Consider the following 25,363-nt stretch of genomic DNA (forward strand, 5'->3'; position numbering starts at 1 on the left):
CAATCGCGGTGGGTTTGTTGGGGACTATTTCGCCATATTGAGGCGCCGCGAGCCAGGAATACTGAAGCCGCGTTGCATTACCGCCAAAACGAAAAAACCCGCCATTAGGCGGGTTTTTCTTGTTCAAAGGCCTTATACATTGCCTTTGAAGTATTGTCTGGCTCCACGACCTGGACTCGAACCAGGGACCCAGTGATTAACAGTCACTTGCTCTACCAACTGAGCTATCGCGGAATGAGCGCTATGTTACTGATTCGGAAAAGGAAGTCAAGCAGAGCAGAAAAAAATCCTGCTCGTTCATCCGGATGTCATTTCCGGCCAGACAGGGGCACAGTTCATAACACACGCTCACCTGCTTGATCCGGTAGTGAAAGGTATTCTTCACCCCGGACCCTGATCGAATGAGTCAGTTGCCTGTTCAACGCCGACTGAACGCGCCTCAGCGCTGCACGCACAGCTTGTAACCCATACCATGGGCGGTGTGCAGCAACGGCGTGTCGTGCCCGCCATCCAGTACCCGCCTGAGCACATGAATGTTGCTGCGCAGGCTGCTGCTGTTCGGGGCATCACGACCCCAAAGCGCCTCTTCCAGGTCGGAGCGCTTGACGATATGCGGGCTCTTGCGCATCAACAGTTCCAGCAGTTTCATGTTGGTCGGGTTGAGCTTCAAAGGCACGCCTTTGCGGGTGATTTCAAGGGTATCCAGATCGAACTGCAGGTCGGCGACCACCATCATCCGGTTGTCCTGGCGCTGCCGTCGGCTGACGATCGCTTCTACCCTGGCGAGTACTTCGGACATTGCGAACGGCTTGGTGATGTAATCGTCGGCCCCCACCTTGAAACCGGTGAGCCGATCATCCAGTTCATCGCGCGCGCTGAGCATCACAATCGCGACTTCCGACTTCGAATACTGGCGCAGGCTGTGGCAGATCTGATTGCCGTCGATGCCGGGCAGCATGATGTCGAGAATGATCGCATCGAAGCGTTTCGAGGCGGCCAGGTGCAGCCCGCTCAGGCCGTCCAGCGCCCCTTCTACCGCATGCCCCCTGAGTTCGAAGAATTCCAGCAGGTTATCGTGAATATCACGGTGGTCTTCAATAACCAGAATGTTCATTGCCGCGCCTTCTTGTCTTTCTACCCGGCCGACCGGGAACCTGTTACCAATGAGTCTGCAGGCTGCGTGACGAATGCATCAGGTCTGTTGACGGCCACCGCCTGGTGAATCGGCTGTTGCAACCTTGATCGACCATAGAAGCACAAGGCGACCAGCAGTGTACTCAGCCACACCACGATACCCGCCCAGAAGGTGTGTGACATGAAGTGCCAGCCTTGCAGTACCCGCGTGGTGCCGTAAATCATCCCGAGCAGGAGAATGCCCGCCAGCAGAATGTTCGAATGCCGCCAGCAGTAGCGACGAGCCACGAAGTACAGGGCCAGCAGACTGAATGCGCTTGACGCATGACCGCCCGGCCAGCATCGCCCGGCGCCGGCCTCGTGCAGCAGGTTGAAATTCCTGAACCACTCGATGTGCGCCTGGCTGCCACCGTACAAGGTGGTTTCGACAGGACAATAAACGCTGGTATGGCTCTTCAGGTAATGGATCATGGCGGTGCTCAGCGCAAAGGCAACGATGACGAAAAAGAAGTCCAGCCGGTGCCTGCGTGCAAAGCGCAGGAAGGTGCCCAACCGAGAACCCGTCAGCCGCCTCGCGAGGCGCGAATCATCATATTTTTCCAGCAACGGCCAGACAAAGGACAGCATCGCACCGATGATCGCCAGCTCTCCGGTCCAGTTCGGAAGAATCCGCGCCCATCTGTGCGTGATGTTCTCGAACAGATGGCTCTGGCCGATGGGAAACACCCCGGCCGTAGAATCAAAAAACAGATCAGTCAGTTGCCGGTCGATCGTGGTCAGGTCGAAGGTGACGAAGACCAGTAAAGCGAAAAACACCGGTACACCCAGGTTGATGCCGTAAAACCGCAGCCTGGCGCTGGAAGAGGTCGTCAATTGAATTGCTCGCTGTTGAGGTTTGCCCATTGCCCGGCATTCAGAGAGCCGAGAATTTTCGGCGGGTGTGTGCCGTCTATTTGTACGAAAAACGCCTGGGCGTACTCACTGGAGCGCTCGCCGCCAGGTACGCCGGCCTTGCGTTCGAACTGGTCGATGCAGCCACTGTGAGTGACCAGTACCATGTTCTCGCCGCTGACCTTGTGAGCCTGCACCGCTTTCATGAAGCCGCTGTCACAGTCGTTGATCCAGTCTTGGCCAGCCACCGCGTGCCCGGCCAACAGTTGCGCAGTCTGTTGCGTGCGGGTCTTGGGGCTGGCGATCATGCGCGCGTGGTCCATGCCCATTTTCTGCAACCCGGCGCCCACCGCCAGAGCGGCGTCGCGGCCGTTGGAGGTAATGCCGTCGGCGTCGCTCATGCACGGATTGTTCGAGCGGTCACAGCGTTCGGCATGGCGAATCATCACCACCACATCGCCTTGTCGCCAGTGCTCGCGAAGGCCGGAAACGCTCAGGTTGCTGCCCACCCCCAGGTCCACCACGTGCACGCCCGAGAAGGCCGAGTAGAACCACGCGCAGATAGCCGTCAGCACGACGGCAACAGACATCGATACGATGTGCCGATGCAATTTGTAGCGCTGACTGATGCCCGAACGGGGCAGCACATTCTTGTTGATTATCGTGTCGGTCAAGGGACCACTCCTGCCATGAACCTATGTCTGGCGTTGACCCAGGGAGTGCCCGAGGTCTGCGCCGCTCCCATGCAGGCAAGATAGGTTCAGCATCGTCCCGATGCAGTGAAGAAGATGTGAAAAACGTGTTGTGGCCCAGCGCCATATTTTTCACGCGAGCCCTCTGGAATGGGGCTTTGCGGTTTTACGGGCGTGAACATGAAGATAATTTAAGCGTTTTTCCGGAAAGTTCCGTGCCCATCGGGACGATTTTGACCTGGCCGGCGGTCTGCTGCAGCGGCGCTGCAAAGGATTAGCCACTAAAACGCTTATCGTTTACCATGCCGCGCGTCGGTTTCCGAGAGGAACTAACAGGGAATTCGCACGCCTTTCTCACCAGGCGAAAAACGAAACTGCCCCCGCAACTGTAGGCACCGAGCCTGCTCCATGACTGCCACTGGATCGTGATCCGGGAAGGCCGGAGCCTGGCGATGACGTGTCAGTCAGGAGACCTGCCGACCCGCTTCAACCCACTAACCGGCGGGGTGTCCGGGAAGGACATCCGCACGCGTCGGCATTTCCCGCCGTGCCCGGTCATCATCCGGGGATGTGTTTCCTGATGTGCATTGCGCCCTGGCACCTGCTCCAACGGAGACCGCATTCCATGTCGCTGCCCCGCCTCGCCGCACTCGCTGCCAGCCTGACGCTGTCCACCCTGGCCCTCGCCGCCCCCACTCAGTACCCGCTGACTCTTGAAAACTGTGGCGCGACCCTGACCTTCACGCATGCGCCAGCCAAGGCTGTGACCATTGGCCAGGCCGGCACCGAAATGCTTTATGAACTGGGCCTGGGCGACAGACTGGTCGGCACTTCGCTGTGGTTCAACAACGTATTGCCACGCTTCAAGGCGCAGAACGACAAGGTCGAACGACTGGCCGACAACGAGCCCAGCTTCGAAGCGGTGATCGGCAAGCGCCCGGAACTGGTGGCCGTGCAACTGGAATGGATGGTCGGCAAACAGGGCGTGGTCGGCACCCGCGAGCAGTTCCATGACCTGAAGATACCCACTTATATCCTGCCGTCCGACTGCGAAGGCAAGGACAATCTGGTCGGTGCCGATGGCACACGTCTGGAGCCATTCCGCATCGAGACCATCTACAAGAGCATCGGGCAACTGGCGAAGATCTTCGATGTGCAGGATCGCGGCGACGCGCTGGTTACTGACCTCAAGGCCCGCCTGAGCGCGGCGATTGCCAACGTCAGGCAGAACAAGGCCAACGACGTCTCGGCGCTGTTCTGGTTCTCCAGCTCCGACCTTGCCAGCGACCCTTTCGTGGCAGGCCGCAAAGGTATTCCGGACTTCATGCTCAACAGCCTGGGCATGCGCAATATCGTTCAGTCCGACGAAGAGTGGCCAACCGTGGGCTGGGAAACCATCGCCAAGGCCAACCCGAGCATTCTGGTCATCGCGCGCATGGATCGCCGCCGTTTCCCGGCCGACGATTACCTGAAAAAAATCGAATTCCTCAAGACCGACCCGGTGACCCGCAACATGGACGCGGTCAAGCATGACCGGATCGTGATCATCGACGCCGAGGGCATGCAGGCTGGCCTGCGTCTGTTCACCGGGTTCGAGGAACTGGCTGACGCCGCCAACCGTTTCAACGCTGCCAAATGAGATTGCCGATAGCATTGAGTCATGTGCTCTGGGTTTCGGCCGTGCTGGTGCTGGCGATCATGATCGGGGCCGCGATCGGCGAAACCTCGATCAGCCTGAACGTGGTCTTTCAGGTGCTGGCCAACAAACTCTGGGCCGCCGGCTATGTGCTCGACCCTATAGACGAAGGCATCGTCTGGAACTACCGGCTGACCCGCGCCATTGTCGCAGCCGCCTGCGGGGCCGGGCTGGCGATCTGTGGCGTGGTGTTGCAGTCGTTATTGCGCAACCCGCTGGCAGACCCGTATCTGCTGGGGATTTCCGCAGGGGCCTCGACCGGCGCGGTACTGGTCGCCATTCTGGGCTTCGGTGCAGGCGCAATCTCGATGTCGGCGGGCGCCTTTGTCGGGGCCGTGGCGGCATTTTCGCTGGTCGCCCTGCTGGCGCACTCTTCACGCGGCACCACGGCAGCCGGGCAGATCATTCTGGCCGGGATCGCCGGCTCGCAACTGTTCAATGCCCTGACCTCGTTTCTGATCACCAAATCGGCAAGCTCCGAGCAGGCACGCGGCATCATGTTCTGGCTGCTGGGTAACCTCAGCGGCGTGCGCTGGCACTCGGTCTGGCTGGCAGTGCCGACAGTGCTGGTCGGTCTGCTGGTGTGCCTCTGGCACCGGCGAGCGCTGGACGCGTTCACCTTCGGCAGCGACTCGGCGGCGTCACTGGGGATCGCGGTACGCCGCGTGCAGATCATATTGATCACTACCGCCGCGCTGGTCACCGCAGTGATGGTCTCGATTGTCGGCTCCATCGGTTTTGTCGGGCTGGTGATCCCGCACGCGGTACGCATGCTGGTCGGTGTCCGGCATGCCCGGCTGGTGCCGCTGAGTGCCTTGAGCGGCGCACTGTTCCTGATAGCTGCCGATATCCTCTCGCGCACGCTGATCAAGGGTCAGGCGCTGCCGATCGGGGTGATTACCGCACTGATCGGCGCACCGGTCTTCGCTTTGATTCTTATCCGGGGCAACAGCACGCGATGAACGCCTTACCCCATTCGCTCAATGCACCGGTGCTCGGTTGTGCCGGTCTGGGTTATTCGGTACGTGGGGCAGCGCTGCTGCGCGATGTCGAACTGAGCATTGCCGCCGGTGAAACCCTGGCCGTGGTCGGTCCCAACGGCTCGGGCAAATCCACCCTGCTCAAGCTGTTGGCCGGTATTCAGAAGCCGGTCAGCGGCTCGGTCAGCCTGGGCGGGCAAGCACTTGAAGCGTTGAGCCGCAGGGACGTGGCGCGCCTGCTGGCGGTGGTCGAGCAGCAGGCTGAAACCAGCGACGCCGTGACCGTGCTGGATGCCGTCGAACTGGGCCGCACGCCCTGGCTGTCGGCGCTGGAGCCGTGGAGTGCAAAGGACGACGCGATCGTTCGCCAGGCGTTGCAGGATGTGGACATGCTGCACCTGCAAAAACGCGCCTGGCACACCTTGTCCGGTGGCGAGCGGCAACGCGTTCACATCGCCCGGGCGCTGGCGCAACGGCCGCAGATCCTTCTGCTGGACGAACCGACCAATCATCTGGACATCCAGCACCAACTGACCATCCTCGGCCTGGTCAGGGCCTTGCCGGTGACCACCGTGATTGCCCTGCACGACCTGAATCAGGCGCTGGACTGCGACCGTGTGGCCGTCATGGAAAAGGGTCGGCTGGTCGCGCTGGGTGCGCCGCTCGAGGTGCTGACTCCGGAACGCCTGCTGAGCACCTTCGGCGTAGTGGCGCACTGGCTGACCGACCCCGGTGACGGGGCGAAGATTCTGCGCCTGCGCTCGCGCTGAAAGCGCGCCGATGGTCAGTCCGGCACCTGCTGCAATCTGCAACAGGTGCACCGCGCGGTCTCTGCCACTACAATGCGCGCTTTGCCCGCAGCCGGATCCCGTTGCCATGTCGTTACCCAAGCACCACCTGGAATTGCTCAGCCCTGCACGGGATGTGACCATCGCCCGTGAAGCCATCCTGCATGGTGCCGATGCGGTCTATATCGGCGGGCCGAGCTTTGGTGCGCGGCACAACGCCTGCAACGAGGTCAGTGACATTGCCGAGCTGGTCAAATTCGCGCACCGCTATCACGCACGGATCTTCACCACCATCAACACCATCCTCCATGACGACGAACTGGAGCCTGCGCGCAAGCTGATTCACCAGCTCTACGACGCCGGCGTGGACGCATTGATCGTGCAGGACCTCGGGGTGATGGAGATGGACATTCCGCCCATCGAACTGCACGCCAGTACGCAAACCGATATTCGCACCCTGAGCCGGGCGAAGTTTCTCGATCAGGCCGGTTTCTCGCAACTGGTGCTGGCCCGGGAACTGAATCTGCAGGAAATCCGCGCAATCGCCGACGAAACCGATGCCGCCATCGAATTCTTCATCCACGGCGCGCTGTGTGTGGCGTTCTCCGGGCAGTGCAATATTTCCCACGCGCAAAACGGCCGCAGCGCCAACCGTGGCGACTGCTCGCAAGCCTGCCGCCTGCCGTACACGCTCAAGGATGATCAGGGTCGCGTTGTGGCCTTCGAAAAGCATCTGTTGTCGATGAAAGACAACAACCAGAGCGCCAACCTGCGTGCGCTGGTGGACGCCGGCGTGCGCTCGTTCAAGATCGAAGGCCGTTACAAGGATGCGGGCTACGTGAAAAACATCACGGCCTATTATCGCCAGCGTCTGGACGAGATTCTCGAAGACCGCACGGACCTCGCACCTGCTTCCAGCGGCCGTACCGCGCACTTTTTCGTGCCGGACCCGGAAAAGACCTTTCATCGCGGCAGCACCGATTATTTCGTCAGCGACCGCAAGATCGACATCGGCGCGTTCGATACGCCGACCTTCACCGGTCTGGCGGTGGGCACCGTTGAAAAGCTCGGCAAGCGCGATCTGATCGCAGTGACCCATGAGCCGCTGTCCAACGGCGATGGTCTCAATGTGCAGATCAAGCGTGAAGTGGTGGGCTTCCGTGCCAACATCGCCGAGCTCAAGGGCGAGTTCGAAGAGGACGGCCAGAAGCGCTGGCGCTATCGCGTAGAGCCCAACGAGATGCCCGTGGGCTTTTCCGGCCTGCGCCCCAATCATCCGCTGAACCGCAACCTGGACCACAACTGGCAACAGGCGCTGCTCAAGACCTCGGCCGAGCGTCGTATCGGCGTTCAGTGGCAGGTCACGCTGCGCGAAGATCATTTGAGCCTGAAAGCCACCAGCGAAGAAGGCGTGAGCGTCACCGTCGGCCTCGATGGGCCATTCGGCACGGCCAACAAACCCGAGCAGGCGCTGGATCAGCTGCGTGACCTGCTCACTCAACTGGGCACCACGATCTATCATGCCCAGGATGTCAGGCTTGACGCGCCACAGGCGTTCTTCGTACCCAACTCGCAGCTCAAGACTCTGCGCCGCGACGCCATCGAGGCGCTGACCGAAGCCCGTATCAAGGCTCACCCACGCGGTGGCCGCAAGGCCGAGACCACCCCGCCACCGGTGTACCCGGAGTCGCATCTGTCTTTTCTGGCCAACGTCTACAACCAGAAGGCCCGCGACTTCTATCATCGCCACGGCGTGCAGTTGATCGACGCGGCCTACGAGGCCCACGAAGAGACCGGCGAAGTACCGGTGATGATCACCAAGCATTGCCTGCGCTTCTCGTTCAACCTGTGCCCGAAACAGGCCAAAGGTGTGACGGGCGTGCGCACCAAGGTCGCGCCGATGCAACTGGTGCACGGTGATGAAGTGCTGACCCTCAAGTTCGATTGCAAACCTTGCGAAATGCACGTAATCGGCAAGATGAAAGGTCACATTCTCGACCTGCCGCTCCCCGGCAGCGCCGCGGCCAAATCGGTGGTCGGCCACATCACCCCGGAAGACCTGCTCAAGACTGCGCGCCAGCGTTCTCCGCATTGATCGGTACAAGGGGTTGGCGCCCTGCCAGCCCCTTTCTGTCCTCTGATAAAGCCCTCTTAAAGAACGCGCTCCATATGAGTGGTGTTCCACACCGGATCGCTCTCCACATCGGTTACGGCAAAGCCCTGTTTCTCCCAGAAACGAATCGCGCCGGGCAGAAACGGATGGGTATGCAGGTACAGAACCTCTATGCCACCCGCCTCGGCATATTCCCAGAGCGCCTGACACAAGCGGCTGGCCAGCCCGTCGCCGCGAAACTCCGGCGTGACGAACAGACGTACGATCTCGACGGTTCTGCGCCCGCGGTAATCGAACTGCGGGAAACGATGGTCGTATGGCAGGTAGCCCACAGCCGCGATGATCTGCCCATCACTGCGGGCGATCAGAAACTTGCCGTCCTCACCGTTCAGATACACCTGCTCGAAGCCGGCCAGATCGGGCGGAACGGTGACGGTGTCGAGCAAGGGAAAGATCCCGGCGCGGGCACGCATGACGAAATCGACGGTGTGCGGGATCTCGGCGGGGTGTACTTCAGTGATAGTGATGTTCATGAGCACTGACTTATAGAGGAGTTGCAGGGTGATACAAATGTTACGCCAGACCTGGGCTTCTGGACGCACGGCTTAACTATAGAGCAGGCGGTGCGGCGCAGAATTGTGACGCGGAGCGTCACGACAGGCATTCCCACGCGGAGCGTGAGGAACGATATGTGCCTGGAGCGACTGGGGCGCCCACAGGCAAAAACGCCGATTATCGTGAGCGGTCAATACGGCGCACAGCTTTACAGCGTAATCCCCTTGATGCGCACCAATGCAAGGCAGAAAAAATCATGCGCCTGACGCCATCGTAAACGCTGCGCAGCCTTGCGGGCATTGCCAATTCGGGCTTGAAGCGCTGCCGGCGCAAGCTGGCACAGGCCCTGCATATTACTCAACAACCCCACCATGAATGTGGTCGGGCCGCCCCGGTTGATCGACGTGGATCGCCAGTCTCGCAGAGACCAGAGGGCTATCAGGGCGCCTCCGGCAACGTGGCTCGATGGCCCCCCAGAACACCCATAAGAGAACAGGCAAAGGCGCCTGGAACCGAAAGGTTCCGGGCGCTTTTTTTTTGCTTTGAAAAACCTGATTGGCCTCGGCCGGGACTCGCTATGAACACCACAGTCTTCCCCCTCAACGATGTAAAAACCCTGATCGTCGTCGGTAATGGCATGGTCGGGCATCATTGCGTCGAGCAGTTGATCGCAGGCGGCGCACTCGAGCGTTATCGCATCCACGTCTTTGGCGAGGAAACACAGCGCGCCTACGACCGCGTGCACCTGTCCGAATACTTCACCGGCCGCGACGCCGAATCGCTGGCCATGAGCGAGATGTCTGTCTACGAACAACCCGGCCTGACGCTGCACCTCGGCGTACCGGTGCTGGAGATTGATCGTGATCGTCACGAAATCATTACCGCCGAGGGCTGCTTCAGTTACGACAAGCTGATCCTGGCCACCGGCTCCTACCCGTTCGTACCGCCTATCGAGGGCGCGCGGGGCAACTCCCGGCTGGTCTATCGCACACTCGAGGACCTGGACAGCATTCGCTATGCCGCGACGAAAGCCCGCCGTGGCGTAGTGGTCGGCGGCGGTCTGCTGGGGCTGGAAGCGGCCAATGCGCTTAAATCGCTGGGGCTGGAAGCCCATGTCGTCGAGTTCGCGCCGCGTCTCATGCCGGTGCAACTGGATGACCTCGGTGGCGCTGCGTTGAAGGCGCGTATCGAAGCGCTGGGCGTCGGCGTGCATCTGTCGCGCGCCACGCAGTCGATCAGCGACGGCAAGCAGTACCGCTACCGCATGAACTTCGCCAATGACGAGTTTCTCGAGACCGACCTGATCGTGTTCTCCGCAGGCATTCGCCCGCAAGACGCCCTGGCCCGCCAATGCGAGCTGGCGCTCGGCCCACGCGGAGGCATCGCAATCGACGAGCACTGCCGCACCAGCGACGCCGACATCTATGCAATCGGCGAATGCGCAGCCTGGAACGGCAGTGTGTTCGGCCTGGTGGCGCCCGGTTATCAAATGGCCCGTGGCGTAGCAGCGCAATTGTGCGAACAGAATACTGACGCATTCTTCGGCGCCGACATGTCCACCAAGCTCAAACTGCTGGGCGTGGATGTCGGCTCCATCGGTGATGCGCACGGTGCGCTGGCCGGGGCCGTCAGTTATCGCTTCATTGACGAAGCCACCGCCAGCTACCGTCGCCTGGTGGTGTCGGCCGATGGCAAGCAGGTGCTCGGCGCTGTGCTGGTTGGCGATAACAGCTATTACGACACGCTGCTGCAATACGCGCAGAACGGCATCCCGCTGCCCGCCGATCCATCGAGCCTGATTCTGCCGCGTGGCGAAGGCGCGCCGACGCTGGGCGCCGACGCCCTGCCCGCCACAGCGACTATCTGCTCCTGCCATAACGTCAGCAAAGGCGCGGTGTGCTCGGCCATCGACAATGGCTGCACCGATCTGGCCGCAATCAAGTCCTGCACCAAGGCGGCCACCGGTTGCGGCGGTTGCACGGCATTGCTCAAACAGGTTTTCGAGCATGAACTGATCGCTCGCGGTGTGGCGGTCGATAAAAGCCTCTGTGAACACTTCGCTTATACCCGCCAGGAGTTGTACTCGATGGTGCGCGTCGAAGGCATCGAGACCTTTGACGAACTGCTGACTCGGCATGGCAAAGGCACGCATGGCTGCGACATCTGCAAGCCCGCAGTCGGCTCGATCCTGGCGTCGTGCTGGAACCGCCCCATCACCGAGCCTTCACTGGTGCCGCTGCAGGACACCAACGATACCTTCATGGCCAACATGCAGAAAAACGGCACCTACTCGGTGGTGCCGCGTATTCCGGGTGGCGAAATCACCCCGGACGGCCTGATTGCGATTGGCGCGGTGGCAAAAAAATACGACTTGTACACCAAGATCACCGGCGGCCAGCGCATCGACCTGTTCGGCGCACAACTGCACGAGTTGCCGGATATCTGGAGCGAGCTGATCGAGGCAGGCTTCGAAACCGGCCATGCCTACGGCAAGTCGACCCGCACGGTCAAATCCTGCGTCGGCAGCACCTGGTGCCGCTACGGCGTGCAGGACAGCGTCGCCATGGCGCTGCGTATCGAAGACCGTTACAAGGGCCTGCGCTCGCCGCACAAGCTCAAGTTCGCCGTGTCCGGCTGCACCCGCGAATGCGCCGAAGCGCAGAGCAAGGACGTCGGTGTGATTGCCACCGAGAACGGCTGGAACCTTTACCTGTGCGGCAACGGCGGCATGCGTCCGCGTCACGCCGAGTTGTTCGCCACCGACCTGGATGACCAAACCCTGATTCGTTACATCGACCGCTTTCTGATGCTCTACATCCGCACCGCCGACAAGCTGCAGCGTACTTCGGTCTGGCGTGAAACGCTGGAAGGCGGCCTCGATTATCTCAAGGCGGTCATCGTCGACGACAGCCTGGGCCTGGCCGCCGAGCTGGAGTCGCAGATGCAACTGGTGGTCGACCGCTACGAATGCGAATGGGCCAACGCCCTCAAGGACCCGGAAAAACTCAAGCGCTTCCGCACCTTCGTCAACGACGGGCGTGCTGACCCCGACGTGCAGTTCGTCAAGGAGCGCGCCCAGCGGCGTCCGGCAAGACCCGAAGAGCTGGCTCTTATTCCGCTGTTCAAGGAGGTGGTGTGATGAACGCGTCTCAGACAATACGCACCGGCGACAATGCGCCAGCGGCAGCGCAGCAGCACTGGCAGACCCTGTGCGGACGTGCGGATCTGGTCGCCAATTCAGGCGTCGTGGCGTGGCTGGACGGCGCGCAGGTCGCACTGTTCTACCTGCCCGAAACTGCACAGGGCGAGCAGCTCTTTGCCATTGATAACCGCGATCCCAAATCGGGGGCCAACGTGATCGGGCGTGGTCTGATCGGGCAGATCGCGGGCGAACTGGTCATCGCCTCGCCGTTGTACAAGCAGCACTTTCGCCTGCACGACGGCAGCTGTATCGAATACCCGGATCAGCGGCTCGACGTCTGGCCGGTAAGGCTCAAAGGTGATCAGGTAGAGATTGCCGTTTAATCGGCAGTGCCGGTCGCAGACAACCTGGTCGCTATCGGACCAGGTTGCCGCGTGGCGTGACGTGCAGCTTATTGAAGTTCGGAGACCAGTGCCTTGTTGAAGCCTTGCGGGTCTTCCATCTGCGGGGCATGGCCCTTGCCCTTGAATTCCACCAGCCTGGCGCCCGGGATCATCTGCGCCACCTGCTTGCCCAGTACCTTGTAATTGCCGATCTTCGCCTTGACCTCAGGCGGGGCGATGTCACTGCCGATGGCAGTGGTATCGGCATCACCAATCATCAGCACCGTCGGCACCTGCAACCTGGGGAACTCGTAGAACACCGGCTGGGTGAAAATCATGTCGTAGATCAACGCCGAGTTCCAGGCCACGACCTTGTGACCCGGCCCTTTGTTCAGACCGGCCAGCATGTCGACCCACTTGTCATACTCAGGCTTCCAGCGGCCGTCGTAGTAAGTCTTCTGCTCGTAGGCGCGAATGCCTTCGGCGGTGGTCTTCAGCTCTCGCTCATACCACTGGTCGACGCTGCGGTAAGGCACGCCGAGTGCTTTCCAGTCTTCCAGACCGATCGGGTTGACCATCACCAGCTTCTCGGTCTGCTTCGGGTACATCAACGCATAACGCGTGGCCAGCATGCCGCCCGTGGAGTGACCGACCACCGACACCTTGTCGAGGCCCAGTTTTTCCAGCAGCGCGTGGGTGTTCATCGACAACTGCTGGAAGCTGTACTGGTAGTGCTCCGGCTTGGTCGAGGTGCAGAAGCCGATCTGATCCGCTGCGACGACGCGATAGCCCGCGGCACTCAGTCCCTTGATGGTGTCTTCCCAGGTCGCAGCGCAAAAATTCTTGCCATGCATCAGCACCGCCGTGCGGCCGTTGGCTTTGCCACTGGGCGCGACGTCCATATAACCCATTTCCAGCGTCTGGCCCTGGGACTGGAAACTGAATTTGTGCAGCGCATGGGGGTACGTGAAACCTTCCAGTTGCTGGCCATAACCGGGCGTCTCAGCCAGTGCTGCGCCTGACAGCGTCAACGACATCAACATGCCGGCAATCTTTGCAGCCCGCATAAGGGGCACCTCCTGTAAATAGAGTCGAATTCTCGAACCGCTGAACTGCACGCGGCGGACCTGCAAGTAGACCCTGTTTCCCACAACAGATTCGCCCTTTTCCTGCCAACAGAACCGTAAGCAGACGTTTCTTCACGCTGATTTCCGACGATGGCAAAATGCTGGACGCCTCCTGCCGTGCCTGCCTAGACTGGGCCGTCCGTTACAGGCCGTCGTGGCCATCCGGGTCTGACGCCAAGGAACAGCAATGAATCGAAATGAACTGCGCAAGGCCGACATCAACCTGATGGTGGTATTCGAAACATTGATGCAGGAGCGTAACGTCACCCGCGCAGCCGAAAAACTTTTTCTCGGCCAACCCACGATAAGCGCCGCCCTGAATCGCCTGCGCAGTCTGCTCAACGACCCGCTGTTCATCCGCGTCGGCCATCGTATGGAACCCACCGCACGCGCTCACGAGATTCTCAAGCACCTGACGCCCGCGCTGGACGCCATGTCCACGGCGCTCAGCCTGACCACCGACTTCGATCCGTCAGTCAGCAAAATGACCTTTCGCATCGGCCTGACCGATGACGTCGAGTTCGGCCTGCTGCCGGCGATGCTCAAGGCCATCCGCGAAGAGGCGCCCGGCGTGGTGATCGTGGTCAAGCATGTCGACTACCTGAATATCTCCGAGGTGCTGATGTCCGGCGACATCACCGTCGGCGTCTGCCTGACCCGTGAACTGCCGGCCAACGCCAAGCGCAAGACCCTGCGTAACGTACAGCCAAGGCTGGTGCGCGCCGACAAGCCTGCCGGTCCCATGAGCCTGGACGAATACTGCTCGCGCCCACACGTTGTGGTCTCGCACGTCGCGAGTGTCAGCAGTTTCGCCGATGAGTGGCTGACCGCGCTGGGACGCAAGCGTCAGGTGGTGTTGTCGGTGCCGCAGTTCGCCACCCTGCCCGCTTTGATGGCCGGCACCGACATGATTTCGGGGCTGTCCGACTACGCGGCAAAGGCCATGAGCGCACTGGGTCTGCTGTATGACGAGCCACTGCCCTTCCCAACGCCGGGGCTGGACCTGTCGATGACGTGGCTGAGTGTGATGGACAGCGACCCTGCCGAGCGTTGGCTGCGCAGCAGGATCGAGGCGTTCATGGGCGAGCGCCAGGAAGCGCCCGCCCTGGCCGAATGATCAGCCGAAACGACCGGTGATGTAATCTTCGGTCTGGGTCTTGGAGGGCTTGGTGAAGATGGTGTCGGTGTCGCCGTGCTCGATCAGTTCACCCATGAACATGAAGGCAGTGTAGTCGGAGCAACGCGCCGCCTGCTGCATGTTGTGAGTCACGATGATCACGGTGAACTGCTCTTTTAGTTCGGTGATCAGCTGTTCGATACGTCCTGTGGAAATCGGGTCAAGTGCCGACGTCGGCTCGTCGAGCAGCAGGACCTGAGGACGCAGCGCGATGGTACGGGCGATGCACAGACGCTGCTGCTGACCACCGGACAGACCGGTCGCACTCTGCTTGAGCTTGTCCTTGACCTCGTCCCACAAGGCCGCGCCACGCAGGGCCTGCTCGACGCGATCTTCCATTTCCCGACGCGACAGTTTTTCGTGGTGCTTGATGGCGTAGGAAATGTTGTCGTAGATCGACATCGGGAACGGCACCGGCTTCTGAAACACCATGCCCACATGACTGCGCAGGCGGTTCATCGAATAGCCTGGCGCCAGGATGTTTTCGCCATTGAGCAGCACTTCACCGCGCGCTTCCTGCTTCGGGTACATCGCGTAGATGCGGTTGAAGACGCGCAGCAGGGTCGATTTACCGCAACCCGACGGGCCGATGATCGCAGTGATGCGCTTCTCGGGGATGGTCATGTCGATGGACTTCAACGACTTCTGGTTGTTGTAGAAAAACTCCAGACCGCGTACTTGGATCTTGGTTTTTTCGTTGGCCAGGGAAAGGTTGTTCATCAGGACGCCCTATTGCGCAGAAGAATTAAGCGAGACAGCAGACTCAGTATCAGTACGAACAACGTCATGACCAGCGCACCGGCCCATGCCAGGGAGTGCCAGTCATCGAACGGGCTCATGGCGTACTGGAAAACCACCACCGGAACACTGGCGATGGGTTTGAGCAGATCGCTGCTCCAGAACTGATTGCCGAAAGCGGTGAACAGCAGCGGCGCGGTTTCGCCGGTGATGCGTGCCAATGCGAGCAATACGCCGGTTACCACACCGGCCTTGGCTGCGCGCAGGACGATTTGCAGGGTCAGCTTCCATTGCGGCACACCCAGCGCCAGCGCAGCTTCACGCATGGTCGAGGGTTGCAATTGCATCATTTCGTCAGTGGTACGCACCACCACCGGGATCACCAGCAATGCCAGCGCCAGCGCGCCGGCAATCGCCGAAAAGCCCACCTGATGGCCTGTCACCGCGTTGAGTGGCAGTACCACGACGGTGTAGACGAACAGGCCGAGCACGATGGAAGGTGCCGAGAGCAGGATGTCGTTGATGAAGCGCACCGTGTTGCCCAGTTTGGTGTAGCGGGCGAACTCGGCCAGCCAGATGCCGGCCATCAGGCCGATCGGCGTACCGATCAGCAGGCCGATGCCGGACATCAGCACGCTGCCGTAGAACGCGTTGGCCAGACCACCCTCGGTGCCCGGCGGCGGAGTCATGCCGGTGAACAGTTGCAGGTTGAGCGCGTCGATACCCTTGATGATGGTGGTCAGCAGAATCCACACCAGCCACAGCAGGCCGAAGGCGGTGGCGCCACAGCTGAGTACCATCGCAATCTTGTTCTTGATACTGCGAACCCGATACAGGTGCTCGCTGCCGGTCACATCCTTACTCATAACCCCTCCTTACGCGAAAGGCGCGACAGCATCAGGCGTGCAAGGGCCAGCACGATGAAGGTGACGACAAACAACAGGAAGCCAAGGGCAATCAGTGCCGAACGGTGCAAGTCGGTATAGGCCTCGTTGAACTCGTTGGCAATCACCGAAGCGATCGAACTGCTCGGCATCATCAGCGAAGCCGAGAACTGATGCGCGTTGCCCAGTACGAAGGTTACCGCCATGGTTTCGCCGAGCGCGCGTCCCAACCCCAGGAACACACCACCGACCACGGCCGAACGGGTGTAAGGCAGCACGATGTCCCAGACCACTTCCCAGGTCGTACCGCCCAGTGCATAGGCCGACTCCTTGAGGGCCACGGGCACGGTACGGAAGACTTCCTGCATCACCGAGGTAATGAACGGGGTGATCATGATCGCCAGCACGATGCCGGCGGTCAGCATGCCGATACCCAGCGGCGGCCCTTGGAACATCGGACCGATCAGCGGCAGTGCGCCAAGGTTTTCGGTGATCCACGGCGACAGGTGTTCAGCCATGAACGGGCCGAAGACAAACAGCCCCCACATGCCGTAGATGATCGAAGGGATACCGGCCAACAGCTCGATGGCCGAGGCGATCGGCATGCGCAACCACGGTGGTGCCACTTCGGTGAGAAAGATTGCAATGCCGAAACTCACCGGTACGGCGATCAGCAAAGCCAGAAAAGAGGTGACCAGGGTGCCGTAAATCGGAACCAGCGCGCCGAACTTGCCGGCGTTCACGTCCCACTCGGTGCTGGTCAGAAAGCCAAACCCGAAAGTCTGGAATGCCAGACTGCCGCCCCACAGGGTCGACAAGGCAATACAACCCAGCAAAGCAAGCACCAGCATCGCTGCAGCCTGCAATGAACGCTTGAACCACAGGTCATGACGATGATCCCGTTTGGCGCGCTTCTCGCCCTCGGACTCACCAGCGGAGACGTTAGCGGACAGGTATTGGGTGTTTTCAGTCATGTTGAGGCCACTCGCAAGGAAAAGCCCCTGTCACCGAGCCGCTATCGCGGCTGATGACAGGGGTGGTACGGGTTGAATCACTTACTTGGTGAATTCCGTTTTCCAGTAGCTTTCCACGCGATCAACCAGCGATTTAGGCAATGCTACGTATTCCAGTTTCTCGGCCTGCTTCTGGCCGTTTTCCAGGGACCACTTGAAGAAGTCGAAAGCCGCGGTGCTTTTCTCTTCGTTCTTGGCTTTCTTGTACATGATGATCCAGGTGGTCGCGGTGATCGGCCATGCAGCCTCACCCGGCGCGTTGGTCATGATCAGGTTGAAGTCTTTGGCGCTCGCCCAGTCGGCGGTGTCAGCAGCTGCTGCGAAAGCCTTGGCGTCTGGTTTGATAAATTTGCCAGCCGCGTTTTTCAGCTGAGTGTAGGACAGCTTGTTGGTGGTCGCGTAGGAGTATTCGACATAGCCGATCGAACCCTTGATCTGCTTCACGTAGGCCGAAACACCTTCGTTACCCTTGCCGCCCACGCCTGCTGGCCACTGTACGGTCGAACCGAACTTCAGCTTCTCGTTCCACTCGGGGCTGACTTTGCTCAGGTAGTTGGTGAAGTTGTACGTGGTGCCCGAACCGTCCGAACGGTGAACGACGGTGATGGCGGTATCAGGCAGTTTGACGCCCGAGTTCAGCGCAGTGATTGCCGGGTCGTTCCACTTCTTGATCTCGCCCATGAAGATCTTGGCGATGGTTGGACCGTCCAGCTTCAGCTCGCCGCTTTCGACGCCTTCGACGTTGACGATCGGCACGATACCGCCGATCACGCTCGGAAACTGACCCAGACCGCCGGCCTGCAGGTCTTCTGCGGACATCGGAGCATCGGATGCACCGAAGTCAACGGTCGCAGCCTTGATCTGGGCAATACCACCACCCGAACCGATGGACTGATAGTTGATACGGTTATCCTTGCTCTTGCTGTAGTCCTGGGACCACGCCGAAATAACCGGGTAGACGAAACTCGAACCAGCGCCTGTTACATCAGTCGCGTGAGCCACACCGCTAAGGCACAGCGATGCGATCAGAAGCGACAAGCGTTTTTTAGTCAGCAGAATCACGGTAATACCTCAGTCCAGGAGATTGTGTGGTGGTCCACTTAAGGAGGCCCGAGGCGGATTTAAAACCTCAAATGTTGCTGTTTAATGACAATCCAACGAATCGTGTCCGGAGGGGAACTTTTTTGTAAGTGATTTCCTACGTCACTGGCGATGAAAACCCCTTTAAAAGCCAATGTTTACGGGCTATTCACGCTACATCAAGCCAAATAGCGTTCTGCCACCACTCATCAGATAGCGAAATGCCAGCTGCGTTATAAAAATGTAAGAAAGTGTGATTTTAAGAATCGTTGTAAATGACCGAGCGGTCACGTTATAGCTAAATCAACTTAAAACTCCGCTGTTGACGGTGTTCATGGGTGCATGAATGACCGAAAAAAGCGCGCGATCACTCTCAAGGTGGATAGCAACGGCGTAAGGCTTGATGCATGGAAGATATCTACCGTTCGTCGGGTTCGACGGCACCTATGGCCACTGGCCAATGACCAACGTGAGTACTTTAAAACAACGGAGTTAGCATCATGATCAAGACCAAACTGACTGCCCTGACCCTTGCTGGCCTGATGGCTGTAGCTTCAGGCGCCGCCTTCGCCGAGTCGACCACTACCCCTGAAACCCCGATCAACAAGAATGCGACCAAACTGCCGGGCACCAATACCCAGCCGATGGACCGCACCTCGTCCGAGACCCCAGGTGTGCAGACTGAAAGCAAGGAAGCGGCAGCCGAGCGTTCGATGAAGCACGACAAGACGACACACGGCACGCACGACAAGAGCACCCCCACTGAAAAGACCAAGACTCAGTAATCAGGCGTCTTACGCGGGCAGGACCATGCCCTGCCCGCGGGTCCACCCTTCTAGCGGCACCGTTTCAGTCCCTGTACTTACGGAGGTTGCATCATGATCAGGAATAGATTGGGGGCCATAAGCCTCGCAGCATTTTTGGCCCTCTCGGGCACCAGCGCATTTGCAGGGTCGACCGGCCCGACCAACCCGGCAGGCGACAGCCCTAAGGTCCCAGGCACCGGTACGGAAAAGAACGTCGATGGAACCAGCCCCGGCGCACCAGGCACAAGCCCCGGCACCAAAGGCATGGATCCCTTGCCCGGAAAGAACGGCAGTGCAGATGACAAGCCTCATGACTCGAAACACCCGCATGATGCAGATCACCAGGACAGTCAGGACGGGCACAAGGCCCCTTGATGGTCTGACAGGTCGCTACTGACACAAGCACTGTCGTCAGTTGCCCATTGCACGTAACACACCTCCACCGGCATGCCATGCTCGGCACAGAAGTCCAGCCAGCGCAGTTGGTTGTCCTGGAGGCGATCACCCGGCCCCTTGACCTCGATCATTCGATAACGACGCTGTTGCGGAAAGAACTGGATCAGGTCGGGCATCCCTGTCCGGTTGGCTTTTATGTCCTGCAACAGGCGACGAAACCAGCGAAGCAAGTGCGCTGCCGGCAGGCAATAGAGCGCCTGCTCCAGAAGCTCCGGCGTCAGCGCTCCCCAGAATACGAAGGGTGATTGCAGGCCGTATTTGCTTTCAAAATGCTCACGAATGGTCGCCAGGTATTCATCCGACTCCAGTTGCACCAGACAGGCATCGAATAACGCAGCCCTGCGCTGATAGAAGTCAGGGCTGTACAGGTCACTCGGCGCACTGTGAAACGGATGAAAGAATGCACCCGGCAACGGCGCAAAAATGGCTCGCCAGCACAGCAGCCCGAACAGTGAATTGATCAGCGCATTCTCGACGTAATGCACTTCCCCGCCCTGCTCGGCTTCGAGGTGCAGGCGTATCAGACGCTCGACACTCATCCCCGACACCGGCGTGACCTGCACGTCCAGCCGTGCAATGGCCCGCACCGTGCGCTTGCGCGCCGCCGCCAGGCCGAGCTTGCGTTGCAGGCGTGGCAAGACGCGTGACAGGTGCTGGACCTCCGCATCACTTTCCGGTGCAAGACGGGCCTGCTCCGCCAGCGTCAGCGCCGCTGCATACTCGGCATTGCGCTCCAGCACGCGGATTTGCCTTGAACGCGCGCCGGGGTAGCTCGACTGACGATACACCGCCATCGCCAGAGGCCAGTCCTGGATGCGCTCGGCCTGTTGCCCGATACGGAACAGCAGTTTGCCACGACGCATCAGCAACCACGGATTGCCGCACTCGATGGCAATGACACGCTCGGCCAGCGCATGCAGCTCCAGGCAGGTTTCCAGTGCTTCCCGGCAGGCATGCAATTGCAGGCACACATCAATGTCGGCACGCTGGTTGATGCCGCGCGACTCCAGCGAGAACTCGACCTTTTCGTAGCGGTAGATACCCAGGTCAGCCAGCACGAATTCAGACCATTCCTGGTACAGATTGCCGAAGTACAGCAAGCGCAGGCGATCACACAGCGGCATGATCTTCAGGCCGAACACAGCGTCGGACAACGTCGGGTACCATTGTTCAAGGGACTGCGGCGACGGGTACATCGGCTGCAGGCGCTCGAACCATTCCTGCTTGCGCTCAGGGCCCTTGACCGCGTGGTCTTTGAAGCAGTGGCTCAACTCATCCCGACGCAGCAGCTGGAACAGCTCGCTCAAGCCCAGTGGCGGAGCGCTGTCGACCCACTCCCGCGCCAGTAGCGGCAGCACGGCGTCATGAGGATCGCCAATCTCGACATAACCGAGTTTGCTGGCCCGAAACAACACACCCTTGCGCATCACCATGCGCACCAGCAAACCCTGGGCGGGCACCGGCAATTCGGCAAACTCGCTGATGAAGCGGCGCTCGGTTGCATCGAGCAGGTCATCGTAGCGCCGGGCAATCCAGCCAAGGACCTGACGGAAGTTTTCCAGGTAATAAAACGGATTGTCGAGGGGCGAAGTATTCAAGGCCAGCGTTCACATACAAATGAGCAGACTGAACAAGGATACTGGTTATCCGTACAGATTCCAGCGCAAACGCCTGCTGAACGTGTTTCGGCCGATCAATGGCATGTATCGCGGGCTGACGGCCGGCTTTAGAATCGGCGGGATAATATCTGCAGCCGAGAGACGAATATGCACGCGCCACTGGTTTATCTCGCAGGCTTCGACGTGTTCAGGACCGACGCCGTGGAACATGGACGCTATCTCAAGGCATTGTGCGCGGCACACGGGCTTGAGGGGTTGTATCCGTTTGACAATGAGGTCACGCAGGGACGGACCGCGCACGAAACCGCGCAGCAGATTTACTCGATGAATGTCGCAATGATCCACCGCTGCTCAGCGATGCTGGTCAACCTGAACGTGTTCCGCGGCCTGGAACCGGATTCGGGCACGGCCTTCGAAGTCGGTATGGCGGTCGCACTGAACAAGCCGGTGTGGGCTTACTTTGAACCGGTAGCGTCGCTGCGCGAACTGGTTCCCCACGACGACAGAGGTCTAGACGCCAATGGTTTTATGGTTGAGGACTTCGACTTGCCGCGCAACTTGATGCTGGCCTGCAGTTGGGCGGGTACCAGCTCGACCGTGGAACTGGGCGCAGAGGCGCTGGCAAGGTACCTGAGTGGCTTTCAGGCTCTGCCGGGGAGCGGCTGAACTCAGGCTGTCACCCCCAACCCAGAAAGTCCCCGCCGTTGTCGCGCAGCATCTGCAACATGCCTTCTGCCGCAGGAGACAGATAACCGCCCTTGCGCAACGTCACACCGATGGTGCGTTTGAGGGTGGTCTGCTCGAGCGGCACCTCACGCAGGTGCTGCATGGTCTTGCCGAACTCCAGCGACTCGCGGGCAATGAAGCTCAACAGGTTGCTGCGGGCAATCAGCCCCGGCAGCAGCGAGATCGAATTCGCTTCGATCTGCACCGTCGGCAGCGGCAGGCCGTGAGCGGCGAAGGTCGCGTCGAGCCATTTGCGCGATGAAACACTCACCGGCGGCAGTACCCAGCGATACGCGCACAGGTCACTCATCTTCAACGACGGCTTGAAAATCGGATGATTCTTGCTGGCGACCACCACAGCTTCGTCCTGCAGTATGGCGAAGCTGGTGACGTCTTCGCTGTCGGGCGCCAGCGCGCAAATGATCATGTCCAGCTGACCGGAGCGCAACGATTCGCGCAGCAGGTCATCCTGACCTATCACCAGCTTCAAGGTGACGTCCGGGGTACGCTGCAACAAGGCCGAAGTCAGTTTCGGCATCAGATACTCCGCCATGGTCGCGGCGCAGCCGACACGAATGTTACCCACCATGCCACTGGCGAAATCCCGGATCTCGCGCTGGGTCTGGGCGATGCTTTGCTGCAACTCCTTGCCACGGGCCTGCAGCAGCTCGCCCACAGGCGTCAGCTTGATGCGTCGACCGTCACGCTGAAACAGTCGCGTGCCGAATGATTCCTCAAGGCGCTGAATGCTTTTGGTCAGCGCTGGCTGGCTGCGATTGAGCTTCTCCGCAGCGCGTCCGAGATGCCCCAGTTCGGCAATAGTTTCGAAATAGGTGAGATCACGCAGGTCCATATCTATCAACCAAAGTTATCAATTCATGATTATTAGAAAATAGACTTGATGAGTTGCGAAGTCGATACTGTGCGTATGTGATTTACCCCAATCAAGGAGAACGTCCTTGTCAAACGCTTCACGCTTTTCGCTTTCCTCCCTTTCCCCGCTGACTCAATGGGCGGGTCTGATCCTGATAGCCGGCATTGCCGGGCAACTGCTCAAACTGTTCGATATGCCTGCTGCGATGTTCCTCGGGCCCATGCTGGTCGCCATCGGCTTTGGTGTTTCAGGCGCCAGCATCCGTATGCCCAAGCGGGCCTTTCAACTCGGTCAGGGCACGGTCGGCGTGCTGATCGCGCATGCCATGTCGGTCAGCGTGCTGCTCACCGCCCTTCATTCATGGCACGTCATGCTTCTGGCGACGATCCTCACGGTGGTGCTGAGCGCGGCGGTTGGACTGGTGCTGGTGCGCTTTGCCGGTATCCCGAGCAATACCGCAGCCTGGGGCACGTCACCGGGCGCGGCTTCGGCAATGGTCGCGATGTCCGAGGATTACGGTGCCGACTCGCGCATCGTCGCCACCATGCAATATGTGCGCGTCGTCTGCGTGGTCACCATCGGCGCGCTGGTCAGCCATTTCATCGGCGCGCCGGATTCCGCTGCGGCCCTGCACAGCAGTGCAGCGGTACTGCCCAGCCTGAACCTTGTCGACCTTGCGCTGAGCCTGGCAGTGATTGCCGCAGGCGTGACCCTCGGCTCGCGCCTCCCGGCAGGTGCCCTGCTGGTGCCACTGATGCTGGGCGGCGCGCTGCAACTGAGTGGCGTGATGCAAATCACCGTTCCGGCCTGGTTGCTGCCCATCGCTTACGGTGCCATAGGCTGCTACGTCGGGCTGCGCTTCGACCGGCCGACGGTGCAGTACGTCTGGAGACGGCTGCCGATGATGATTCTGGCCTCATTGCTGTTGATCGTGCTCTGCGCCGTGTCGGCCTGGCTGATTGCCGTGATGATGGGCAAGGATTATCTCTCGGTGTACCTGGCGACCAGCCCGGGCGGCCTGGACACCATGGCCATTATTGCCATCGATACGCATGCCGACGTCGGTTTCGTACTGGCGATGCAGACCCTGCGCCTGTTCGGCGTGATCCTGACCGGCAGCTTCCTGGCCCGGCAGATCATCCGCCTGACCGACAAACGCATCCCTGCGCTTTGACTTCAGATTTCAGGCTTGAGCCGACAACCCAGGCTTGACCCAGTGGTTTATTCCAGTCCCGCCAGAGCGCTGGCCAGGCTTGGCGCCAAGGGCAACACCGGCAATAACGTGGCCTGATAGGCGTGGTAAAGGTCCGGCTTGCCGGGCCATATGTCTGCGCTGGGCTCGTTGCGTTCGTTCAGTTCATGGCGCCAGCTGCCATGCTCGTGATCGATGAACAGGGTCTCGTTGAACTCCCAGAAACAGCGATACCAGTCTTCATACTGCTGCTCGCCGGTACGTTGTAGCAATGCGGCGGCAGCGGCGGCCGCTTCGCAATGAGTCCAGTGCAGACGGTGACGGACCACCGGTTCGTTCTGCCAGTCGAGGGTGTAGACGATACCCGCGGCACCGTCGACATCCCAACCGTACCGGCAGGCATTGGCAAACAGTTGGCGGGCATCGTCCAGCAACCATTCGGGGTTGGCGCGTCCAGCCTGACGGCGCGCGGCCTCCAGATGCAACACCAGCCGCGACCATTCGAAGGCATGCCCCGGCGTGGTGCCGAAGGGCCGGAAACCGTCGGCCGGGTTTTCCCGGTTGTAATCGGCCAGCGGCTGCCAATCCTGGGTGAAATGCTCGATGACCTGAAAGTTGTTGGCGCCGGCATGCTCATGGATAACCCGCTCGACAATGCTCAGCGCCCGGTCGAGCCATTGCGCGTCACCCGTCACATCGGCGAGCGCAAGGAAGGCTTCGGTGCTGTGCATGTTGCTGTTGGCACCGCGATACGACTCTTCACTGCTCCAGTCCCGCGCGAATGACTCACGCATGGCGCCTTCCTGCTCGCTCCAGAAATGCGTCTGGATCACCTGGATGGCGTCGGACAGCAATGCCTGCGCACCAGGCCGCCCCGCCACCACGGCAGAGCTGGCCGCCAGTGCGACGAACGCATGCAGATAAGCCTGTTTGTCAGTCTTGCCGCCGTCTTCGAGCGCGGCACTGAACCAGCCGCCGTGCTCGGCATCGTGCAACGGTCCGCGCAGTGCGGCGATACCGTGATCGACCAGCGCAGCGCAGCCGGGAATACCCTGCGCATGCGCCATGGCAAAACAGTGGGTCATGCGTGCCGTGTTCATGGTTCCTGCGGTGGCACCGACCATCAGCCGACCGTAGTCATCAAGACTGCCAAAGCCGTTGTCCAGCCTCGAAGCCTTGGCGAAGGTCAACAGACGATTGCCTTCCAGTGCCAGCCACTGGTGATGGGCTGGCGAGCGCAGCCAACTGCTGAAGGTTTGATTATTGTTATTCATGAAGCGATGCCGCCCCCTTCGAT

The 25,363-nt window shown here is 60.2% G+C and carries 23 protein-coding genes, 1 tRNA gene and 1 riboswitch; of the genes, 11 read left to right on the top strand and 13 right to left on the bottom strand.

The window, feature by feature from the left end; translation table 11 throughout:
* Positions 1-158 precede the first annotated feature (158 nt).
* The 4 genes from KUIN1_RS15790 to KUIN1_RS15805 form a co-directional block, all read right to left on the bottom strand.
* Positions 159-234, bottom strand: a tRNA-Asn gene (locus tag KUIN1_RS15790).
* 205 nt (positions 235-439) lie between these two features.
* A complete protein-coding gene (locus KUIN1_RS15795; RefSeq protein ID WP_152092117.1) occupies positions 440-1,114 on the bottom strand; it encodes a response regulator transcription factor in 675 nt (224 codons plus the stop codon).
* Positions 1,115-1,134: 20 nt separating this feature from the next.
* On the bottom strand, positions 1,135-2,037 hold the full coding sequence (locus KUIN1_RS15800; protein WP_060400268.1) for a phosphatase PAP2 family protein: 903 nt from the start codon (positions 2,035-2,037) through the stop codon (positions 1,135-1,137).
* Positions 2,004-2,699, bottom strand: a complete 696-nt coding sequence (locus KUIN1_RS15805) for a histidine phosphatase family protein (RefSeq protein ID WP_116886609.1) — start codon at positions 2,697-2,699, stop codon at positions 2,004-2,006. The genes KUIN1_RS15800 and KUIN1_RS15805 overlap by 34 nt, the downstream gene beginning before the upstream one ends.
* A 314-nt stretch (positions 2,700-3,013) precedes the next feature.
* Positions 3,014-3,212: riboswitch (cobalamin riboswitch) on the top strand.
* Positions 3,213-3,342: 130 nt separating this feature from the next.
* Between KUIN1_RS15805 and KUIN1_RS15810 the strand changes: the two genes are divergently transcribed.
* The 4 genes from KUIN1_RS15810 (at position 3,343) to KUIN1_RS15825 (ending at position 8,276) form a co-directional block, all read left to right on the top strand.
* The gene (locus KUIN1_RS15810; protein ID WP_116886608.1) at positions 3,343-4,356 is read left to right on the top strand and encodes an ABC transporter substrate-binding protein; all 1,014 of its coding nucleotides are present in this window, start codon (positions 3,343-3,345) and stop codon (positions 4,354-4,356) included.
* Positions 4,353-5,375, top strand: a complete 1,023-nt coding sequence (locus KUIN1_RS15815) for a FecCD family ABC transporter permease (protein ID WP_024641701.1) — start codon at positions 4,353-4,355, stop codon at positions 5,373-5,375. The genes KUIN1_RS15810 and KUIN1_RS15815 overlap by 4 nt, the downstream gene beginning before the upstream one ends.
* The gene (locus KUIN1_RS15820; protein WP_116886607.1) at positions 5,372-6,163 is read left to right on the top strand and encodes an ABC transporter ATP-binding protein; all 792 of its coding nucleotides are present in this window, start codon (positions 5,372-5,374) and stop codon (positions 6,161-6,163) included. Before KUIN1_RS15815 ends, KUIN1_RS15820 begins: the two co-directional genes overlap by 4 nt.
* A gap of 106 nt (positions 6,164-6,269) precedes the next feature.
* Complete coding sequence (locus KUIN1_RS15825) at positions 6,270-8,276, top strand: peptidase U32 family protein (RefSeq protein WP_116886606.1); 2,007 nt, start codon at positions 6,270-6,272, stop codon at positions 8,274-8,276.
* 56 nt (positions 8,277-8,332) lie between these two features.
* Here the strand turns inward: KUIN1_RS15825 and KUIN1_RS15830 are convergent, their stop codons facing one another.
* Positions 8,333-8,827: a GNAT family N-acetyltransferase gene (locus KUIN1_RS15830; protein WP_116886605.1), complete on the bottom strand. Its 495-nt coding sequence runs from the start codon at positions 8,825-8,827 to the stop codon at positions 8,333-8,335.
* Between the two features lie 599 nt (positions 8,828-9,426).
* Here KUIN1_RS15830 and nirB point away from each other — a divergent pair.
* Positions 9,427-11,988, top strand: coding sequence for a nitrite reductase large subunit NirB (nirB, locus tag KUIN1_RS15840; RefSeq protein ID WP_116886604.1), 2,562 nt, complete (start codon positions 9,427-9,429; stop codon positions 11,986-11,988).
* Positions 11,988-12,374 carry a nitrite reductase small subunit NirD gene (gene nirD, locus KUIN1_RS15845; protein WP_032657188.1) on the top strand — a complete coding sequence of 129 codons (387 nt, stop codon included), beginning with the start codon at positions 11,988-11,990 and terminating at the stop codon, positions 12,372-12,374. Before nirB ends, nirD begins: the two co-directional genes overlap by 1 nt.
* Positions 12,375-12,442: 68 nt before the next feature.
* On the opposite strand, the gene KUIN1_RS15850 is transcribed toward nirD, so the two are convergent.
* Positions 12,443-13,441: an alpha/beta fold hydrolase gene (locus KUIN1_RS15850; protein ID WP_024642827.1), complete on the bottom strand. Its 999-nt coding sequence runs from the start codon at positions 13,439-13,441 to the stop codon at positions 12,443-12,445.
* Between the two features lie 247 nt (positions 13,442-13,688).
* Between KUIN1_RS15850 and KUIN1_RS15855 the strand changes: the two genes are divergently transcribed.
* Entirely contained in the window at positions 13,689-14,618 is a 930-nt protein-coding gene (locus KUIN1_RS15855) for a LysR family transcriptional regulator (protein WP_011268222.1), read from the top strand.
* Here the strand turns inward: KUIN1_RS15855 and pstB are convergent, their stop codons facing one another.
* The 4 genes from pstB to pstS all read right to left on the bottom strand — a co-directional run bounded on the left by pstB (position 14,619) and on the right by pstS (position 18,375).
* Positions 14,619-15,398 carry a phosphate ABC transporter ATP-binding protein PstB gene (gene pstB / locus KUIN1_RS15860; RefSeq protein WP_002553918.1) on the bottom strand — a complete coding sequence of 260 codons (780 nt, stop codon included), beginning with the start codon at positions 15,396-15,398 and terminating at the stop codon, positions 14,619-14,621.
* Positions 15,398-16,282, bottom strand: coding sequence for a phosphate ABC transporter permease PstA (gene pstA, locus KUIN1_RS15865; protein WP_003407464.1), 885 nt, complete (start codon positions 16,280-16,282; stop codon positions 15,398-15,400). The genes pstB and pstA overlap by 1 nt, the downstream gene beginning before the upstream one ends.
* Entirely contained in the window at positions 16,279-17,274 is a 996-nt protein-coding gene (gene pstC, locus KUIN1_RS15870) for a phosphate ABC transporter permease subunit PstC (RefSeq protein WP_003371940.1), read from the bottom strand. Before pstC ends, pstA begins: the two co-directional genes overlap by 4 nt.
* 81 nt (positions 17,275-17,355) lie before the next feature.
* Positions 17,356-18,375, bottom strand: coding sequence for a phosphate ABC transporter substrate-binding protein PstS (gene pstS, locus KUIN1_RS15875; protein WP_003407468.1), 1,020 nt, complete (start codon positions 18,373-18,375; stop codon positions 17,356-17,358).
* A gap of 518 nt (positions 18,376-18,893) precedes the next feature.
* Between pstS and KUIN1_RS15880 the strand changes: the two genes are divergently transcribed.
* Together KUIN1_RS15880 and KUIN1_RS15885 are read left to right on the top strand one after the other, a co-directional pair.
* Entirely contained in the window at positions 18,894-19,178 is a 285-nt protein-coding gene (locus KUIN1_RS15880) for a hypothetical protein (RefSeq protein WP_003407470.1), read from the top strand.
* Positions 19,179-19,271: 93 nt separating this feature from the next.
* The gene (locus KUIN1_RS15885) at positions 19,272-19,574 is read left to right on the top strand and encodes a hypothetical protein (RefSeq protein WP_011268223.1); all 303 of its coding nucleotides are present in this window, start codon (positions 19,272-19,274) and stop codon (positions 19,572-19,574) included.
* Here KUIN1_RS15885 and KUIN1_RS15890 read toward each other — a convergent pair.
* The gene (locus tag KUIN1_RS15890; protein WP_011268224.1) at positions 19,550-21,253 is read right to left on the bottom strand and encodes a VRR-NUC domain-containing protein; all 1,704 of its coding nucleotides are present in this window, start codon (positions 21,251-21,253) and stop codon (positions 19,550-19,552) included. The two genes, KUIN1_RS15885 and KUIN1_RS15890, sit on opposite strands and share 25 nt — an antisense overlap.
* A gap of 168 nt (positions 21,254-21,421) precedes the next feature.
* Here KUIN1_RS15890 and KUIN1_RS15895 point away from each other — a divergent pair, with 168 nt between their 5' ends.
* The gene (locus tag KUIN1_RS15895) at positions 21,422-21,940 is read left to right on the top strand and encodes a nucleoside 2-deoxyribosyltransferase (protein WP_024642829.1); all 519 of its coding nucleotides are present in this window, start codon (positions 21,422-21,424) and stop codon (positions 21,938-21,940) included.
* 10 nt (positions 21,941-21,950) lie between these two features.
* Here the strand turns inward: KUIN1_RS15895 and KUIN1_RS15900 are convergent, their stop codons facing one another.
* On the bottom strand, positions 21,951-22,853 hold the full coding sequence (locus KUIN1_RS15900) for a LysR family transcriptional regulator (RefSeq protein WP_024639632.1): 903 nt from the start codon (positions 22,851-22,853) through the stop codon (positions 21,951-21,953).
* Positions 22,854-22,959: 106 nt separating this feature from the next.
* On the opposite strand from KUIN1_RS15900, the gene KUIN1_RS15905 reads away from it, so the two are divergent.
* Entirely contained in the window at positions 22,960-24,048 is a 1,089-nt protein-coding gene (locus tag KUIN1_RS15905) for an AbrB family transcriptional regulator (RefSeq protein WP_024642831.1), read from the top strand.
* A 47-nt stretch (positions 24,049-24,095) separates the two neighbouring features.
* Here KUIN1_RS15905 and KUIN1_RS15910 read toward each other — a convergent pair whose 3' ends face one another.
* Positions 24,096-25,340, bottom strand: a complete 1,245-nt coding sequence (locus KUIN1_RS15910; protein WP_003407482.1) for a D-mannose isomerase — start codon at positions 25,338-25,340, stop codon at positions 24,096-24,098.
* Between the last annotated feature and the right edge of the window lie 23 nt (positions 25,341-25,363).

Source organism: Pseudomonas sp. KUIN-1 (assembly GCF_009176725.1).
GTDB classification, from domain to species: domain Bacteria; phylum Pseudomonadota; class Gammaproteobacteria; order Pseudomonadales; family Pseudomonadaceae; genus Aquipseudomonas; species Aquipseudomonas fragariae.

Coding starts and splice junctions, on each gene's coding strand:
- KUIN1_RS15800 (WP_060400268.1), bottom strand. CDS start 2,037: ATGGGCAAACCTCAACAGCGAGCAATTCAATTGACGACCTCTTCCAGC.
- KUIN1_RS15795 (WP_152092117.1), bottom strand. CDS start 1,114: ATGAACATTCTGGTTATTGAAGACCACCGTGATATTCACGATAACCTG.
- KUIN1_RS15910 (WP_003407482.1), bottom strand. CDS start 25,340: ATGAATAACAATAATCAAACCTTCAGCAGTTGGCTGCGCTCGCCAGCC.
- KUIN1_RS15830 (WP_116886605.1), bottom strand. CDS start 8,827: ATGAACATCACTATCACTGAAGTACACCCCGCCGAGATCCCGCACACC.
- nirD (WP_032657188.1), top strand. CDS start 11,988: ATGAACGCGTCTCAGACAATACGCACCGGCGACAATGCGCCAGCGGCA.
- pstA (WP_003407464.1), bottom strand. CDS start 16,282: ATGAGTAAGGATGTGACCGGCAGCGAGCACCTGTATCGGGTTCGCAGT.
- KUIN1_RS15900 (WP_024639632.1), bottom strand. CDS start 22,853: ATGGACCTGCGTGATCTCACCTATTTCGAAACTATTGCCGAACTGGGG.
- KUIN1_RS15815 (WP_024641701.1), top strand. CDS start 4,353: ATGAGATTGCCGATAGCATTGAGTCATGTGCTCTGGGTTTCGGCCGTG.
- KUIN1_RS15895 (WP_024642829.1), top strand. CDS start 21,422: ATGCACGCGCCACTGGTTTATCTCGCAGGCTTCGACGTGTTCAGGACC.
- KUIN1_RS15810 (WP_116886608.1), top strand. CDS start 3,343: ATGTCGCTGCCCCGCCTCGCCGCACTCGCTGCCAGCCTGACGCTGTCC.
- pstC (WP_003371940.1), bottom strand. CDS start 17,274: ATGACTGAAAACACCCAATACCTGTCCGCTAACGTCTCCGCTGGTGAG.
- KUIN1_RS15885 (WP_011268223.1), top strand. CDS start 19,272: ATGATCAGGAATAGATTGGGGGCCATAAGCCTCGCAGCATTTTTGGCC.
- KUIN1_RS15855 (WP_011268222.1), top strand. CDS start 13,689: ATGAATCGAAATGAACTGCGCAAGGCCGACATCAACCTGATGGTGGTA.
- KUIN1_RS15850 (WP_024642827.1), bottom strand. CDS start 13,441: ATGCGGGCTGCAAAGATTGCCGGCATGTTGATGTCGTTGACGCTGTCA.
- KUIN1_RS15820 (WP_116886607.1), top strand. CDS start 5,372: ATGAACGCCTTACCCCATTCGCTCAATGCACCGGTGCTCGGTTGTGCC.
- KUIN1_RS15880 (WP_003407470.1), top strand. CDS start 18,894: ATGATCAAGACCAAACTGACTGCCCTGACCCTTGCTGGCCTGATGGCT.
- KUIN1_RS15825 (WP_116886606.1), top strand. CDS start 6,270: ATGTCGTTACCCAAGCACCACCTGGAATTGCTCAGCCCTGCACGGGAT.
- nirB (WP_116886604.1), top strand. CDS start 9,427: ATGAACACCACAGTCTTCCCCCTCAACGATGTAAAAACCCTGATCGTC.
- pstB (WP_002553918.1), bottom strand. CDS start 15,398: ATGAACAACCTTTCCCTGGCCAACGAAAAAACCAAGATCCAAGTACGC.